General features: G+C 68.9%; 13 protein-coding genes and 1 pseudogene. 6 read left to right on the top strand and 8 right to left on the bottom strand.

What is annotated here, in order from left to right; all coding sequences use genetic code 11:
* Positions 1 to 3 precede the first annotated feature (3 nt).
* Both ACZ6YV_RS13795 and ACZ6YV_RS13800 read right to left on the bottom strand, forming a co-directional pair.
* Entirely contained in the window at positions 4 to 798 is a 795-nt protein-coding gene (locus ACZ6YV_RS13795; RefSeq protein WP_465509899.1) for an SDR family NAD(P)-dependent oxidoreductase, read from the bottom strand.
* Between the two features lie 33 nt (positions 799 to 831).
* Positions 832 to 1,794 (bottom strand): helix-turn-helix transcriptional regulator, encoded by a 963-nt coding sequence (locus ACZ6YV_RS13800; RefSeq protein ID WP_465509900.1) that lies wholly within the window; start codon positions 1,792 to 1,794, stop codon positions 832 to 834.
* A 92-nt stretch (positions 1,795 to 1,886) separates the two neighbouring features.
* On the opposite strand from ACZ6YV_RS13800, the pseudogene ACZ6YV_RS13805 reads away from it, so the two are divergent.
* The 4 genes and pseudogenes from ACZ6YV_RS13805 to ACZ6YV_RS13820 all read left to right on the top strand — a co-directional run bounded on the left by ACZ6YV_RS13805 (position 1,887) and on the right by ACZ6YV_RS13820 (position 7,312).
* Positions 1,887 to 2,451, top strand: a pseudogene (locus ACZ6YV_RS13805) (DinB family protein).
* A 263-nt stretch (positions 2,452 to 2,714) separates the two neighbouring features.
* Entirely contained in the window at positions 2,715 to 4,751 is a 2,037-nt protein-coding gene (locus ACZ6YV_RS13810; RefSeq protein WP_465509901.1) for an acyltransferase family protein, read from the top strand.
* A 117-nt stretch (positions 4,752 to 4,868) separates the two neighbouring features.
* Complete coding sequence (locus ACZ6YV_RS13815; RefSeq protein ID WP_465509902.1) at positions 4,869 to 5,624, top strand: carbon-nitrogen hydrolase family protein; 756 nt, start codon at positions 4,869 to 4,871, stop codon at positions 5,622 to 5,624.
* On the top strand, positions 5,621 to 7,312 hold the full coding sequence (locus ACZ6YV_RS13820) for a flavin monoamine oxidase family protein (protein ID WP_465509903.1): 1,692 nt from the start codon (positions 5,621 to 5,623) through the stop codon (positions 7,310 to 7,312). The genes ACZ6YV_RS13815 and ACZ6YV_RS13820 overlap by 4 nt, the downstream gene beginning before the upstream one ends.
* Here ACZ6YV_RS13820 and ACZ6YV_RS13825 read toward each other — a convergent pair.
* The 4 genes from ACZ6YV_RS13825 to ACZ6YV_RS13840 form a co-directional block, all read right to left on the bottom strand.
* Complete coding sequence (locus ACZ6YV_RS13825; RefSeq protein WP_465509904.1) at positions 7,276 to 7,788, bottom strand: VanZ family protein; 513 nt, start codon at positions 7,786 to 7,788, stop codon at positions 7,276 to 7,278. The two genes, ACZ6YV_RS13820 and ACZ6YV_RS13825, sit on opposite strands and share 37 nt — an antisense overlap.
* A gap of 49 nt (positions 7,789 to 7,837) precedes the next feature.
* Complete coding sequence (locus ACZ6YV_RS13830; protein WP_465509905.1) at positions 7,838 to 8,827, bottom strand: TolB family protein; 990 nt, start codon at positions 8,825 to 8,827, stop codon at positions 7,838 to 7,840.
* On the bottom strand, positions 8,824 to 10,083 hold the full coding sequence (locus tag ACZ6YV_RS13835) for an MFS transporter (RefSeq protein ID WP_465509906.1): 1,260 nt from the start codon (positions 10,081 to 10,083) through the stop codon (positions 8,824 to 8,826). The genes ACZ6YV_RS13830 and ACZ6YV_RS13835 overlap by 4 nt, the downstream gene beginning before the upstream one ends.
* Before the next feature lie 66 nt (positions 10,084 to 10,149).
* Positions 10,150 to 11,013: an alkaline phosphatase family protein gene (locus ACZ6YV_RS13840; RefSeq protein WP_465509907.1), complete on the bottom strand. Its 864-nt coding sequence runs from the start codon at positions 11,011 to 11,013 to the stop codon at positions 10,150 to 10,152.
* A 346-nt stretch (positions 11,014 to 11,359) separates the two neighbouring features.
* On the opposite strand from ACZ6YV_RS13840, the gene ACZ6YV_RS13845 reads away from it, so the two are divergent.
* Complete coding sequence (locus tag ACZ6YV_RS13845; protein ID WP_465509908.1) at positions 11,360 to 11,995, top strand: MerR family transcriptional regulator; 636 nt, start codon at positions 11,360 to 11,362, stop codon at positions 11,993 to 11,995.
* On the opposite strand, the gene ACZ6YV_RS13850 is transcribed toward ACZ6YV_RS13845, so the two are convergent.
* Positions 11,952 to 12,758, bottom strand: a complete 807-nt coding sequence (locus ACZ6YV_RS13850; RefSeq protein WP_465509909.1) for a serine hydrolase — start codon at positions 12,756 to 12,758, stop codon at positions 11,952 to 11,954. The genes ACZ6YV_RS13845 and ACZ6YV_RS13850 overlap by 44 nt on opposite strands.
* Before the next feature lie 219 nt (positions 12,759 to 12,977).
* On the bottom strand, positions 12,978 to 14,579 hold the full coding sequence (locus ACZ6YV_RS13855) for a purple acid phosphatase family protein (protein WP_465509910.1): 1,602 nt from the start codon (positions 14,577 to 14,579) through the stop codon (positions 12,978 to 12,980).
* A gap of 194 nt (positions 14,580 to 14,773) precedes the next feature.
* Here ACZ6YV_RS13855 and ACZ6YV_RS13860 point away from each other — a divergent pair, with 194 nt between their 5' ends.
* On the top strand, positions 14,774 to 14,989 hold the full coding sequence (locus ACZ6YV_RS13860) for a hypothetical protein (RefSeq protein ID WP_465509911.1): 216 nt from the start codon (positions 14,774 to 14,776) through the stop codon (positions 14,987 to 14,989).
* Positions 14,990 to 15,108 lie beyond the last annotated feature (119 nt).

The raw sequence follows: 15,108 nt of genomic DNA on the forward strand, positions 1-15,108 counted from the left end.
GGATCACGGCACGATCGAGTCGACGTAGCCGCCGTCGACGCGGACCGCGGCCCCGGTGGTGGCCGAGGAGAGCGGAGAAGCGAGATACACCACCAGGTTGGCGATCTCCTCGGGTTCGATGAGCCGCTGCAGCAGCGATTGCGGCCGGTGCAGGCGCATGAACTCGCGCTGGGCCTCGTCCCACGGGAGATCCTTGTCGACCAGTTCGTAGACGAAGTCCTCGACACCGCCGGTGTGGGTCGGGCCCGCGATCACCGAGTTGACCGTGACGCCCGTCCCCGCCGCGGTCTTGGCGAAGCCGCGGGAGACCCCGAGCAACGCGGTCTTCGACACTCCATAGTGGATCATCTCGGCGGGGATGACGATCGCGGAATCGCTGGCGATGTACTGGATCCGGCCCCAGCCGCGGCCCGTCATCCCCGGCAGGTACGCGCGGGTCAGCCGCACCGCGGCGAGGACGTTGACCTCGAAGTACCGTCGCCACTCGTCGTCGGTGATGTCCAAAGGGGACTGAGTGCCGAAGATGCCGAGGTTGTTGACCAGGACGTCGGCGTCGGGCACCGCCTCCAGGACCCGGGCGGTGCCCTCGTCGGTGGAGACGTCGCCGGGCGCGGCGACGACGTCGGCGTCCGGTACCTCGCCGCGCAGGCGGTCGATCGCGGACGTGACGCCGGCTTCGCCCCGGCCGTTGAGCGCGACCTGGGCACCGGCCCTGGCCAGCCCCGTGGCGATGGCGAAACCGATGCCCTGGGTCGATCCGGTGACCAGGGCCGTCTTCCCACTCAGATCCAGTCGCATGGCTTCAGTCTCGCGCAGACGATCACCGGGCGCTCAGTCTGCTGATCGCGCGGCTTTCGCGTATCGGCGCGCCAGGACGGCGAAGGCTTCCTGCAGCTCAGCGGGTCCGACGACCTCGATGTCCGCGTCGAACCGGCCGATGCTCGCCGCCAGCCCGGCCCACGACCACGACCCCAGCACCAGACGGCACCGATCCGGCCCCGCCTCCTCGACGACGCCGTCGCGGACGTAGTGGGCGACCGTCGCGGCGGGAAGGTCGAGGATCACCTCGCCGCGGCAGGGCCAGTCGCCGGTTTCGGACGAGCCCCGGAACCGGCTCGCGACGAAGGTGGCGACATCGGGGACGGGTAGCTCGCGTGGGGTGAACCGCGGGCCGGTCGGCGTGCGCGGGGTGATCCGGTCGGCCCGGAAGGTGCGCCAGTCCTGGCGGTCCAGGTCCCAGGCGACGAGGTACCAGCGGCCGTGCCAGGTGACCAGGTGATGCGGCTCCGCCCGGCGCGGTGTCGCCGCTCCCGCGTAGTCGAACCGCAGGATCTCGCGGGCGTGCACGGCCGCGCCGAGCGCCGGCAGGACGTCGCCGTCGACGCGGGGATCCGACCGGCTCGCGGGCGACTCGACGGCGGTCACCTGGAGGGTGTCGATCCGGCGCCGCAGCCGCGAGGGCATCACCTGCCGGACGGTGTGCAGCGCCCGCATCGCGGCCTCCTCGATCCCCGCGCCGCTGGTGGTGGCGATCTGGAGCGCGACGGCCAGCGCGACAGCCTGGTCGTCGTCGAACAACAGCGGCGGCAGCTCGGACCCGGCGTCGAGCCGGTACCCGCCGTCGGGACCCTTGACGGTCGCGATGGGGTAGCCGAGCTCGCGGAGCCTGTCGACGTCGCGCCGCACGGTACGCGGGCTGATGTCCAACCGCTCGGCCAGCATCGCTCCCGGCCAGTCGCGGCGGGCCTGCAGCAACGAGAGCATCGACAGCAGACGCGCGGAAGTCTTCGGCATGTTTTCCATGATGGCCCAAGTAGCGGCCATACCCTGTCCTCTACTCCTGCGAGAGTGGTCTTGTGCCAGAAAACGACAACCCGGAGGGCCCGATGACCGCCACCATCCTCGACGCCGAACGCGCCGACCTGCTCGAAGCCCTCGACACCGTCCGCGCCACGCTGACCACCACCGTGCAGGGGCTCACGGACGAGCAACTCGGCGAGCACCCGACGGTCAGCGAGCTGAGCCTCGGCGGCCTGATCAAAGCACGTCGCCTCGATCGAGGCGATGTGGCTGCGCTTCGCGGTCGAAGGCCCGTCCGCGATGACCTACGACCTGCCGGAAGGCGTCACCTGGGCCGACCTCGGCGCCGGGACCGCGCGCGAGTTCCCGCAGTGGGCGATCGACCACCAGAACAACTTCCGGATGCTGCCCGGCGACACCCTCGCGGGGATCCTGGAGCGGTACGAGCAGGTGGCCGCGCGGACGAAGGAGATCGTCTCGTCGATCCCCGACCTGGCCGCGACGCATCCGCTGCCCGAGGCGCCGTGGAACCCACCGGGAGCGGTGCGCAGCGTGCGCCGGGTGCTGTCGCACGTCATCGCCGAGACCGCGCAGCACGCCGGCCACGCCGACATCCTGCGGGAGAGCATCGACGGCCAGAAGTCGACCTGACCCGCGCGGCTCCCCGTGACTCGCGTGACGGGGAGCGGAACTCGCGTGATTGAAGGCGGAACTCGCGTGACTGGAGGCCGCACTCGGGTGTGCGGCGTTTGATCACGCGAGTTCCGTCTCTGATCATGCGTGATCGCCGTCTGATCACGCGAGTGCGGTGTCACGCCACGCGCGAGTCATCCGATCATCCGAACTAAGCTCGTTCACAGCTTCCTGCCGTAGGGTCCCCGCCCGTCGGTGGCCGGTGATCATGGTGGTGGCGTGTGCGGGAGACGGAACGACGGTTTCGCCCGGAGATCCAGGGACTGCGGGCGCTGGCGTGTGTGCTGGTGGTCGTCTACCACGTCTGGCTCGGCCGGATCTCCGGCGGTGTCGACGCCTTCTTCCTGATCTCCGGGTTCCTCGTCACCGGCCAGCTCTACCGCGCGGCGGCGCGCGGGAAGATCGAGTACCGGCCGATGTGGGGCCGGATGATCAAGCGGCTGTTCCCGGCCGCGCTCACCGTGTTGCTGCTGATCATCGCGGTGAGCATGGTGCTGCTGCCGCAGAACCGCTGGTTCCAGACGATCAAGGAGATCGTCGCCTCCGCGCTCTACCTGGAGAACTGGCAGCTGGCGGCGGATTCCACCGACTACTTCGCGCAGCACAACTCGGCCAGCGTCGTCCAGCACTTCTGGTCGCTGTCGATCCAGGGGCAGTTCTACGTGGTCTGGCCGCTGCTGGTCGGCCTGGTGTTGTTGATCGCCAAGAAGGCGGGCCGGAACGTCCTTCCGCTGCTGATCACGGCCCTCGGCACGGTGTTCGCGGCCTCGCTGGCCTACTCGGTGTGGCTCACCGCGGTCGATCAGCCGCTGGCGTACTTCGACTCGCTGACCAGGGCTTGGGAGTTCGCGCTCGGTGGCCTGCTCGCGCTGGTGCTCGACAGGGTTTCGGTGCCCCGCTCCGCGCGGGTCGTGTGCGGCTGGGCAGGCGTCGCCGGCCTCGTTTCCTGCGGGCTGGTGCTCCAGGTCGGGACGGTCTTCCCCGGCTATCTCGCGCTGTGGCCGACGCTTTCGGCGGCGATGGTGATCCTCGCGGGCGACACCGCGTTCAAGGGCGGCGCGGACCGTTTCCTGTCCAGCCGCCCGCTGAAGTACCTCGGCGACCTGAGCTACGCGCTCTACCTCTGGCACTGGCCGGTCCTGGTGTTCTACCTCGTCGCCCGGGACCGGGAGGAGGTCGGCCCGCGCGGTGGCGCGGTGATCATCGCGCTGGCCTTCGGTCTCGCCGTGCTGACCCATCACCTGGTCGAACGGCCGCTGCGGGCGTCGGAGATCGGGACACGGACCCGTTGGGGCGCCTATCGGTTCGGCGTCGCGACGCTCGCGGCCGTGCTCGCCGCGACGGGCGCTTGGCAGTGGGTGAGCGTGAGCCAGGCGGACACCTATTCGATCGCGGTCGACGACCCCGACCACCCCGGCGCGCTCGCGCACACCGAAGGCTTCAAGTACTGGGGCGCGACTGACGCCGCCCTCGTCCCGTCGTTCGTCGCCGTCTCCGAGGACTGGGCGGGCATCGACCCGGCCCGCTGCGACGTGTCCCCGCGCAACGCCGACCTCGAGGTCTGCACCTCGCACCCCACCGGGCACCCCACCCGCCGGATCGTGGTCACCGGCGATTCGCACGCCGGGCAGTTCCTCGGCGCCCTGCTGCCGATCGCCGAGCAGCGGAACTGGGAGGTGACCTCGATCCTCCGCGGCGGCTGCCCGTTCTCCACCGACTCCGACGCCGTGCCGGGCGACCAGTCCTGCATCGACTGGAACACCGCCGTGGTGGACGAGATCGTCACGACCCGGCCCGACGCGGTGATGACGATCGGCACCAGGGACGTGCGAACCGGTGTCGAGGAACGGGTTCCCGGCGGCTACGTCGCCCAGTGGCGCAAGGTCGACGAGGCGGGCATCCCGGTGCTGGCGGTGCGGGACAACCCGCGCTTCGGCCAGTCGCCGTCGGCCTGTGTCGAGAGCCGAGGCGCGGAGGCGCCCGAGTGCTCCACGGCGCGCTACGATCTTTACGCGGCGGAACCGCCGTACGAGACGCTGCCGGATCTACCGCGGAACGTGCGGTTCCTCGACTTCAGCGACTACTTCTGCACGGCCGAGGTCTGCCCGCCGGTGATCGGCAACGTGCTCGTCTACCTCGACGACAACCATGTCAGCGGTACCTACATGTCGACGATGTCGGCCATCGCGGAGAAGGCGATCACCGAGGCGCTCGGCTGGGCGGACGATCACGCGGAGGAGCCCCCACCGGGCGGGTGATCCAGACAACAGATCGCCGCGAAATTGCGCCGAGCTGCATCAGTTCACCGGTCTGCCAACCCCATGCGCAACGATTGGCCCTTATCGGTGCAGTAAAACGGCGGATATCATCGCCGGGTGAAGATCGCTGTCCATCAGGGCTCCTACGCCGAGCTGCCGTCCGTCGTCGCGGCGTCGGACGCCGACCTCGTGATCGCCGCCGAGATGATCACCACCGGCTATCACATCGGCGCCCGCTCCCACGAGCTCGCCGAACCCGCCGACGGTCCGACGGCGGCCCGGATGTCCGCGCTGGCAAGGGAATCCGATGTCGCGCTGGCCTACGGCTACCCCGAGTCCGACGGCGACCGCGTCTACAACAGCGTCCAGCTGATCGGCCCCGGCGGGCAGCGCCTGGCGAACTACCGCAAGACCCATCTGTTCGGCGACATCGACCGCTCCTGGTTCGAGCCGGGCGCCGAAGCGGTCGTGCAGGCGGAACTCGGCGGCCTCCGGATCGGCCTGCTGATCTGCTACGACGTCGAGTTCCCCGAGCTGGTGCGGGCGCACGCGCTGGCCGGGACCGAACTGCTCGTGGTGCCGACGGCGCTGATGAGCCCGTACGAACTGGTCGCCGACACGCTGGTGCCCGCCCGCGCCTACGAAAGCCAGCTCTTCGTCGCCTACGCGAATCGCTGTGACACCGAGCAGGACCTGACCTACTGCGGCCGCTCCTGCGTCGTCGCCCCGACCGGTGAGGTGCTCGCCCGCGCGGGCGCCGGTCCGGAGCTGATCAGCGCCGAAGTCACCCGCGGCGCGCTCTCCGCGTCGCGACTGGAGAACACCCACCTGGCCGACCGGCGGCCCGATCTGTACCGAGGACTCACCGCATGACCTCCGCCCTCCCGACCGCGATCCACCACGACGAATCGGCCGGTCGCCCGATCACCATGTTCGGCCCCGACTTCCCGTTCGCCTACGACGACTTCCTCGCCCACCCCGCCGGACTCGGCTCGCTGCCCGCCGAGCGTCACGGCACCGAGGTGGCGGTGATCGGCGGTGGCCTCTCGGGCATCGTCACCGCGTACGAACTGATGAAACTCGGCCTCCGCCCGGTCGTCTACGAGATCGCCGAGATCGGCGGCCGCCTGCGCACCGTGAACTTCCCCGGCTGCCCCGGCGACGTCGTCGCGGAGATGGGCGCGATGCGCTTCCCTCCGGCGTCGACAGCGCTCTTCCACTACATCGACAAGGTCGGCCTGGACACGACGCCATTCCCGAACCCGCTGGCGCCGGGAACGCCGAGCACCGTCGTCGACCTCAAGGGGGAGAGCCACTACGCGCGCACGGCGGACGAACTGCCCGCTGTCTTCGGCAAGGTCGCCGCCGCCTGGGACAGCACGCTGTCCGAACAAGCCGCGTTCACCGAGATGCAGAAGGCGATCCGCGACCGCGACACGAAGACGATCAAGCGGCTGTGGAACGAACTCGTGCCGCGGCTGGACGACCAGACCTTCTACGGTTTCCTCTGCCGGTCACCCGCGTTCGCGTCCTTCCGCGACCGCGAGATCTTCGGTCAGGTCGGCTTCGGCACCGGCGGCTGGGACACCGACTTCCCGAACTCCATCCTGGAGATCCTGCGGGTGGTCTACACCGGCGCCGACGACGAGCACCGCAGCATCGCCGGCGGCAGCAGGCAGCTTCCGTTGCGGTTGTGGGAACACGCGCCCGAGGACATCGCGTTCTGGCCCGCCGGAACGAGTCTGAGCTCGCTGCACGGCGGCGCCCCGAACCCCGGCGTCGCCCGGCTGCACCGCACCGCGCCGAACAACATCACCGTGACCGACACCGAAGGCCGCATCCGCACCTATCCGGCGGCGGTGTTCACCGCGCAGAGCTGGATGCTGCTGTCGAAGATCGAATGCGACGAGGCGCTGTTCCCGATCGACCACTGGACGGCGATCGAGCGCACGCACTACATGGAGTCCTCGAAGGTCTTCGTCCCGGTGGACCGGCCGTTCTGGCTGGACAAGGACCCGGAGACCGGCCGCGACACGATGAGCATGACGCTGACCGACCGCATGCCGCGCGGCACCTACCTGCTCGGCGACGACCCGGACGCGCCCGCGGTGATCTGCCTGTCCTACACCTGGGCCGACGATTCGCTGAAGTGGCTGCCGCTTTCGGTTTCCGAGCGGGTCGAGGTGATGCTGCAGTCGCTGCGGGAGATCTATCCGGGCGTCGACGTCCGGCGGCACATCATCGGCGACCCGGTGACGGTGTCCTGGGAGGCCGAACCGCATTTCATGGGTGCGTTCAAGGCCAACCTGCCCGGCCACTACCGCTACCAGCACCGGCTGTTCACGCACTTCAAACAGGACAGGCTGGAGGAGCGCCACCGCGGCCTCTTCCTCGCGGGTGACGACGTTTCGTGGACGGCGGGCTGGGCCGAAGGTGCCGTGCAGACGGCGCTGAACGCGGTGTGGGGCGTCCTGAACCACTTCGGCGGCGAGACGGACCCGGCGAACCCGGGGCCGGGTGACGTCTACGACGACATCGCGCCCGTCGAACTGCCGGACTGAGCGCGGCGGCCCACCAGCCACACCGTGCCCGCCGCGAGGAGTACGCCGAGGACGGCGCCGAGAGTGTTCATCAGCCAGTCGTTGGTGTCGCAGGCACGGCCGATCGCGGGAACGAACGCCTGCAGGGTCTCGACCACCGCGGACAGCGCCGAGCCCGCCGCGAGCATCGTCAGCGGGCGCCGCGACGCCAGCGCGGCGAAGTAGACCGGCGGCAGGAACAGCGCGACGTTGGCCAGGAGTTCCACCGCGCCGAGCGTGGGCAGGGAGAACTGGACCGTGCACCCGATCTCGTCGATCGTGCGGCCGGCGGGCACGAGCGTCAGCGCGAAGACCGGCACGAGGGACACCCCGGCGAGGGCCCACAGGACCCGCGGCCTGCCCGCGAGCAGCAGGCCGAGGACGACGCAGACGAGCGCGACCAGCAGGATCGCCACCGGCACGAGGGCGGAATGGTCGAGCAGGAAGTTCGTGATCATGGCGGGCCGATCCTACGAGGACGTCCGCTGAGCCGGTGAACTCGGCCTCTCACGGCAGCGCGGCGGGCGATTCGGCCTCCGGGATGAGCAGACGCGGGGCGCCCGAGCCGTCGGCGGAGACCGCCCAGACGTCCGAGTGTCCCTGTGACCTGGGAAGGGCGTAGGCGACGGTGTGGTCGTCGAGCCACGCGGGCTGGTCGTCGACGGTCCGGGTCTCGGCCAGCGGCGTCACGGTGCCGCTCGCGAGGTCGAGTACCGAGACCCGCCAGCCCTTGGCGGGATCGCCGTCGATGGCGGACTTGTAGGCGATGCGGGTCTCGTCGGGGGAGAGGGACGGGCATTCGATGTTATCTCGCAGCGTCTTCACGGTCCGGGCCTGGGAATCGCCTTCGACGAGATACCGGTGCGAGCCGGTGGACATGGTGGCGAAGAAGCGGTTCGGCTGCCGGGTGAAGGTGACGCCCCAGAAGTTGAAGTCGGCCGCCTTGTAGGGCTTGCCGTCCACGGTCACGGCGAAGTCCTCGAGTGTGCCTTCGACGCTGTCAGTGGTGAGGTCGAGGGTGCCGGCCCTGGTCGAGAACCGGCCGCCGTTGTAGGAGTCGCCGGTGACGAACACCGTCCACGCGAGACGCTTCCCGTCGGCCGAGACCCGGGCCCGGTTGGGCAGCCCGACCAGCGGGATCTCCTGGGTGACCGCGAGCTTGCTGTCGAGCACGGCCAGCTGGTAGGTGGTCAGGCCGCTCTCGGGGCGCAGGCAGATCCCGGTGCCGCCCGCCGCGTAGACCCGGGCGCACGACACCGTCGAGACCGCCCGCGCGCCGCCCGGATCGGCCGCCGCGACGCTGGAAACGTGCCCGCGGTCGGCGTCGGCGGTGCTGCGGAACAGCAACCGGCCGCCTTCGAGGGTGACGGCGCCGCTGGTGCCCGCCGACGCGGTGTCCTGGTTGCGCGCTCCCGCCACCCCGACGTAGATCACGGCGGCCGCGGCCAGCGTGAGTACTCCGGTGACGGCGATCAGGACGCGGGTGCGGGTGTTCACGGTCGTGCCTTCCTGCCGGGAGCCAAGAGAACGAAGGTGGCGGAGACGGCGACCAGCACCGTCCCGGCGGCGATCGCGATCGCCGTGGTCGTCCCCCAGAACTGCCAAGAGAGTCCGAAAAGGACGGACGAGACGAAGTAGGCGAGCGCCTGCCCGCTCTGCACGATCGCGATGCCGGTGGTGCGCAACGCCTCGGGCAGCAGCGGCCCGGCCAGCGCCATCAGCACACCGTCGGTCGACGCGTAGAACACGCCGTACAGGCCGAGGGCGAGCACGAACAGCGCCCAGCCGGTCAGCGGGCTGAGCAGCAGCAGGTAGACGGCGATCAGCGCGCCGTAGCCGGCGAGCATCACCGGCAGCCTGCCGATCCGGTCGGCCAGCGCGCCGAGCGGCGCGGCCAGCAGCAGGTAGCCCAGGTTCGTCCCGACGGCCAGGAGCGGGAACCAGCCGGTGGCGATGTCCTCCTTGGCCTGGAGCAGGAGGTACACGAACCCGTCGCCGATGGTCGCCAGGCCGAGGACGCAGGCGGCGATCAGCAGCCGCCGCACGCCGGTGCCCCGCAGGAGGCCCGCCGCCGCCCGCAAGGACACGGTGCCCGACGGCGGTTTGGGCGAGCGGTGGTCGCGGACGAACAACGCCAGCAGCAGCACCCCGGCGGCGGCGATGCAGAAGCTGGTCACGAAGACCGCGTCGAACCCTTCGAGCCCGGTCGCCGAACCGGCCACGGCCAGTACCGCGACCGCGACGAGCGGGCCGAGGAAAGCGCCGACGCTGTCCATCGCCCGGTGCACCCCGAAAGCGCGGCCCAGCATGTGCTCGGGCGCGGACAGGGTGATCAGCGCGTCGCGGGGCGCGGTCCGCAGGCCCTTGCCCGTCCGGTCCGCGGTCAGCACCACACCGATCGCGGCCGCCGACGAGCCCGCCGCCACCAGGCCCAGTTTGGCCACCGCCGACATCGCGTAGCCCAGCCCGGCGACGGCCTTGCGCCGCCGGACCCGGTCCGCGACGTAGCCGCCGACCAGGCGCAGCAGCGCGGTCGCGCCGGTGTAGAGGCCGTCGACAACGCCGTACGCCGCCGGGCCCAGATGCAGCCCCAGTACCAGGTACACCGGCAGCACGGCCGTCACCATCTCCGAGGAGATGTCCGTGACGAGGCTGACGGTGCCCAGGGCGAAGACGTTCCCGCCCAGCAGGGCGAAGGACTTCTTGGACACGCCGCCGGGATGTTCCCGGCGGCCGATCGTGGACAGGTACACGCGAAGGACCACCTTTCCCCGCTCGCGGGCGCGTCCACAGTGGACGCGCCCGCGAGGTTCACCCGACTACTGCCACACGCTCGTGATCGGCGACTTGTTCGCCGCGTTGGCGATGCCCGGCAGGCCGAACGCCGCCTCCATCGTGCGGAGGATCGAGTAGTGGTTGATGGATTCGCTGTAGCTGCCCGGCTTCACGTGGGCGCCGACGAAGGTGGTGTAGATCTGGTTCACCGACGTCCCGCTGTCCTCGTCGAAATTGACGATCAGCAGGCTGTTGTGCGTCTTGGCCCACTGCGCGTACGCGTCGAGGTTCTTCTTCAGCCACTTGTCGCCCGTGTCGACCGAACAGTCGTGCATGTCGCTGCACAGGTCCGGGGTCACGAAAGCGATGTGCGGCAGCTTGGTGAAGTCGCTCGGGAACGACGAGAACCGTTTGTTCGCCGAAGCCGGGACATTGCCGAAGCTGACCCAGCTGTTGTGCTTGCGGGCGTAGTTGTCCTTCGTGCAGCCGGTGTAGCCGTCCGAGGGCATGCTCTCCGCGTAGCCGACGAACTTCTTGCCGATGCCCGCCAGCTGGGAGGCGATGTTCTCCTTGTTACCCAGGTCCTGGCATTTGTTGCTGTCGACACCGTGCGTCGAGCCCGCGAACTGGGCGATGTAGTTCGGCTGGCTCGGGTGCGTCGTCCCGTAGGCCTTGGTGAACTTGGCTCCCTGCGAGGCGAGTTTGTTGAAGTACGGTGCCTTGGAGCTGCCGTTGATCTCCTTGTAGTCCTTGTTCTCGAACATCACGAGGACGATGTGGTCGAACGCGGGCACCTTCGCCGCGGCGGGCTCTATCGCGGCGGCGGGAGTGTCCGGATGGGACACCACCAGCGCCGCGGCCAAACCGGTCGCGGCCACGGCCGCGACCGCGATCCGTTTCCAGAACATTGAAACCTCCCGGTGAAAAGGTTGAAACTTTGACGAACAACCATCGGGTTCAGCGGCGCTCCGCAGGCGTCGACAGAGTCGAGACATCGGATGTCTCAGCTGCATTTAAACGGCAAGGAAGTCATCGGCCCACCAAGATCGCCTGACTGGAGTAATCGGCGGGCGGAGAACACCCCAAAACCGACATCTTCTGGCACGAAACCATGTAACCCTGCGGTTCACCTTGCGTTCCCGGGCGTGAATCGATGGACTTATGGCAACTCGCTGATTCAGCCGGTGGACAGTGGTGCCCCCATTGCACCGGCTTCACGGCGTACTCATCCGACCATTGGTTAAGCTGGTCGGCGTGAAGCCCTTTTCGCCGAAACCGGCCGGATACCCGATCGAAGAACTTTCCACGATCGTCGGCATGTCGGCGCGCAATATCCGGGCGCATCAGACGAGAGGTTTGCTGCCCCCGCCGGTCCGCCACGGCCGGTGCGCCTACTACGGTCCGGTTCATCTGCGGCGCCTGCGGCGCATCACGGTGCTGCAGAAACAGGGCTTCAACCTGGTGTCCATCGCCGCGATGCTCGGAACGACCACAGTGGACGGCGCCGAACGGCTGGACGAGGCGATGGCCGAAATCGCCCGCGACCAGCCCGCCGTCGCCCGGTGCCTGGAACGGCACGGCGTCCTCGGCAAGGACGACGCGGGGGAGCCCGCCGTCGTGCGCCCGTCCGTTTCGCGAGCGGTGGCGGACCTCGCCGGGGCAGGGATCCCGCCCCTCGCGGCGCTGCGGTTCCTCGGGCAGTTCCTGGATCGGGTCGCGCCGCTGGCCGGCGAGCAGCTGGCCGTGCTGAAAGCCCAGACCGGAGGTGTCTCGGCCGCCCCGCGGGCCTGTCTTGCCGAGCTTCTTGTAAGCGCTTTCAGAACGACGGTCGAGAACGCCGCCGAAGCTACTTTTCCAGACGGGGGACCAGGGACACGGCGGCCGAGGTAGCCGCGGCCGTCGCCACCGCGAGGTCCGTGCCCTCGGCGTGGCTGGACAGGATGACCACGATGTAGCGGTCGCCCTCGCCGACGAGGCCGGTCGTGTGCGCGTCCACGGCGCCGTGTCCGGCCGCCCAGCCCTGCTTGATCGCCCATGGCCGGTCGGTGAAGGCCGACGGGATGCCGAAGTACTGGTCGAACCCGTCCGCGGCCGTCCTTGGCGCCTCCCGCAGCGGTTTCAGGATCAGATTCCGCTTGGATTTCGGCAGTTCGAGGATGTGCCGGTAGAGCGCGGCGATATCGTCCGCGGTGGTCAGCGTGTCGCCCCAGCGGCCGGGGTCGGCGGGCGGGGTGGTGTTCTTCAGGCCGACGGCGGCCACCGTCCGCGTGACGATCGCGGACGCCCCGTTCCGGCTCCACAGGGTGTTGGCGATCGCGTCGTCGCTTTTCGACAGCATCCGGTGGATCTGGGCTTGGTCGGACTTCCGCGGGCCGTGGGTGATGGCGTCCAGCGCGATGAACAATTTCACCACCGAAGCGGCGCGAAATCTCTCGGTGACCTGCTCGCCGATCACTTCCTTGTCCAACGTACGGTCGAAGACGACGGTGGCGGTCCGCTTTTCCGGCGCGGTGCGACTTTCCGCGTTGGCCTGGAAAATGACGTAACCGAGGATACCGGTGACGACCAGGAAAGCGATCAGGATCGTCGCGGGAAGGCGGAGCCGCCGGTTCGCCCCGGGAACGGTGATCGGCCTGGTTCGTTCGTCGAACATGGTTGCGATCTTCAGAGACGATCATCGTTGTCCCGTCTCGTTTTTGTCATGAATCCGTAACAGCGGCGGACCGCACGGAAACAGTTTTCGCGCTTCGGGAACCGGGCCGGACATCGTGTCAGGGATACCGGCCGATCGGCCGATGTGGACTGACTTTCCGGTCGATGCGAGGGAAGACGGCGGCCCCCGTGCTCGGCGGTGCCGGGGGCCGCCGCCGGGTCAGGAACGCTGCACGATGATCTGATCGACCAGCGTGCCGTCGGCGCTGATCGCGCGGACGTCCATTTTGGCCGGTGTGGTGCCCGTGCCCGCGATGACGTCGACCGCGACCAGGCTGTAGCCGCGGAATCGGACGCGGGACCAGGTGACCTTCTTGGTGCGGTCCTTGCCGTCCCGTTCGGAGTACTTCATCGGGACCGGGGCGTCGTTGCTGGTCTCGTGGCCCAGGTAGGTGTCGGGTGCCGGGAACTCGGAGACACTGCCGCCGCCACCACCCGCGGTGATGTAGGTCGTGCCGTCCTTGACCGGGTTGGTGGTCCCTCGCGACGGCACCTTCTTGGCCGCCTTGCCGGCCCGGATGGGGTCGGTGCGCTCGTAGATGTGGTTGTGCCCGTTGAGCACCAGGTCGACCTGGTACTTGTCGAACAGCGGGGCCCAGTCCGTCTGCGCGCCGAGTTCGGCGCCGTTGGAATGGCAGGTGGAGTACGTGCACTGGTGGCAGTAGACGACGATGAAGTCGATCGTCGGGTCGGCACGGAAGGCGGCGAGCGTCTTCCCGAGCCACTTGAGCTGCTTGCCCTTGGTGTAGTCCAGGTTCGACGGGCTGTTGTAGCAGACGTCGTTGCCGTCGAGACTGATCATGCCGACGTTCTGGTAGCGCCACGAGTAGATGCACGTGGAGCCCGTCCAGGCGTTGTCCGGCATGGTGAACCGGGCGCGGACGCCGCCGTAGCCGTCCGCGGAGTACCAGCCCTCCATCTCGTGGTTGCCGAGCGCCATCATCCAGGGGATCCCCGCGGTGACGGGTTCGTTCTGCACGAAGAAGGAGTCCCACAGCCGGGCGTCGTACTGGTCTTCCTCCGGATGCCCGCCCTCGCCTTCGAGCGCGTAACTCAGGTCGCCCATGGCGAGGTGGAAGGCCGGGTCGAGGCCCGCGATCAGGCTGCTGGTCGCGAGGGCGTTGTAGCCGACGCCCTGGTCGCCGAAAGCGGTGAAGGTGAACGTGCCGTCGCCGCCGGGCGCGGGGGCGGTGCGGAAGCTCGCCATCTCGCCGAGCCTGGCGGCGGGGTCGTAGCCCTCGTGGCCGACGACGTAGTAGTAGGTGGTGCCGGGCAGGAGGCGGTCGATCCGGGCGTGGAGGTAGTACTGGGTGATCGACTTCGGGCTGTTCGGCGGCACTTCCTCGACCGGATGCTGCCAGGACATCTGGCTGGTCAGCGCCCGGACCTCGGCCTGGATGGGCGGGCTGAAGTCGCCGGGGGTCGTGCCGATCCGGATGAACGGCGCGGTCACCGCCGCGGGAACCTGCCAGGAGACCACGACCTGCTGGGACGGGTCGGCCCCGTAGGCGATGTGCCGCCCGAACGGCCGCAGCGCCGAGCCCGCGGTTCTGTCGGTGTTGAGCAGGACTGTCGGGCCTGTCGGGGACGCGGCCGCGGTACCGGGCAGCAGGACGCCACCGGCGGCGAGCGCCGCGCCACCCACCGCGCCCACCCGGAACAGGGTCCGCCGGGAGTACTGGTTGACGAAGTTGTCGTGCTTCTCGGCCAGGCTGAGCCGGCGATAGGCTTGAGACCTGTGGTTTCGGGGAGTCTCAGACATGAAATTGAAGTTAAGAAGGCTTCCTAACTAAGTCAAGAGGTGGGTGCCGCTTTGGGGATCGGCTGCATGGAATCGTGCAAGTGGGGCTTGGGTCTCGTGAGCGGCAAGTGGGGTTAGAACCGTCCCTGCCACTCACGAGGACGTCGTACCTGCGGGCCCGGTCCGTGAAGGCCTCCTTGCCTACCCTGAAGGTAGTGAAGGAGGCCTTCACGCGCTATGAGACAGAAGCGCGGCGGGTCCAGAGCCTCGTGAGTGGTGAGGGCGGTTCGGGCGGACCGGTATTTGCCTACCTGCCGCTGACCTGCGCGAAGGTGGCGATCCCGGCGGATGCCCGATCGACGGTGAAGGATTTGGGACGTTCAACGTCCCAAATCCTTCACCGTCGCGAGGTCACCCGGTCCGGACCTTGATCAACGGAAGATCAGAGACGTTGAGTGTCCCGGATCCTCCGTTGATCAAGGCCCTGCCACAGAAAGCTTGCATCCGACAACCGCGTGGTAAGTGCCGTTAGAACGGACCGGTTTGTGCC

This window comes from Amycolatopsis sp. NPDC102522 (genome assembly GCF_055584485.1).

Coding starts and splice junctions, on each gene's coding strand:
- ACZ6YV_RS13795 (WP_465509899.1), bottom strand. CDS start 798: ATGCGACTGGATCTGAGTGGGAAGACGGCCCTGGTCACCGGATCGACC.
- ACZ6YV_RS13800 (WP_465509900.1), bottom strand. CDS start 1,794: ATGCCGAAGACTTCCGCGCGTCTGCTGTCGATGCTCTCGTTGCTGCAG.
- ACZ6YV_RS13820 (WP_465509903.1), top strand. CDS start 5,621: ATGACCTCCGCCCTCCCGACCGCGATCCACCACGACGAATCGGCCGGT.
- ACZ6YV_RS13825 (WP_465509904.1), bottom strand. CDS start 7,788: ATGATCACGAACTTCCTGCTCGACCATTCCGCCCTCGTGCCGGTGGCG.
- ACZ6YV_RS13840 (WP_465509907.1), bottom strand. CDS start 11,013: ATGTTCTGGAAACGGATCGCGGTCGCGGCCGTGGCCGCGACCGGTTTG.
- ACZ6YV_RS13850 (WP_465509909.1), bottom strand. CDS start 12,758: ATGTTCGACGAACGAACCAGGCCGATCACCGTTCCCGGGGCGAACCGG.
- ACZ6YV_RS13855 (WP_465509910.1), bottom strand. CDS start 14,579: ATGTCTGAGACTCCCCGAAACCACAGGTCTCAAGCCTATCGCCGGCTC.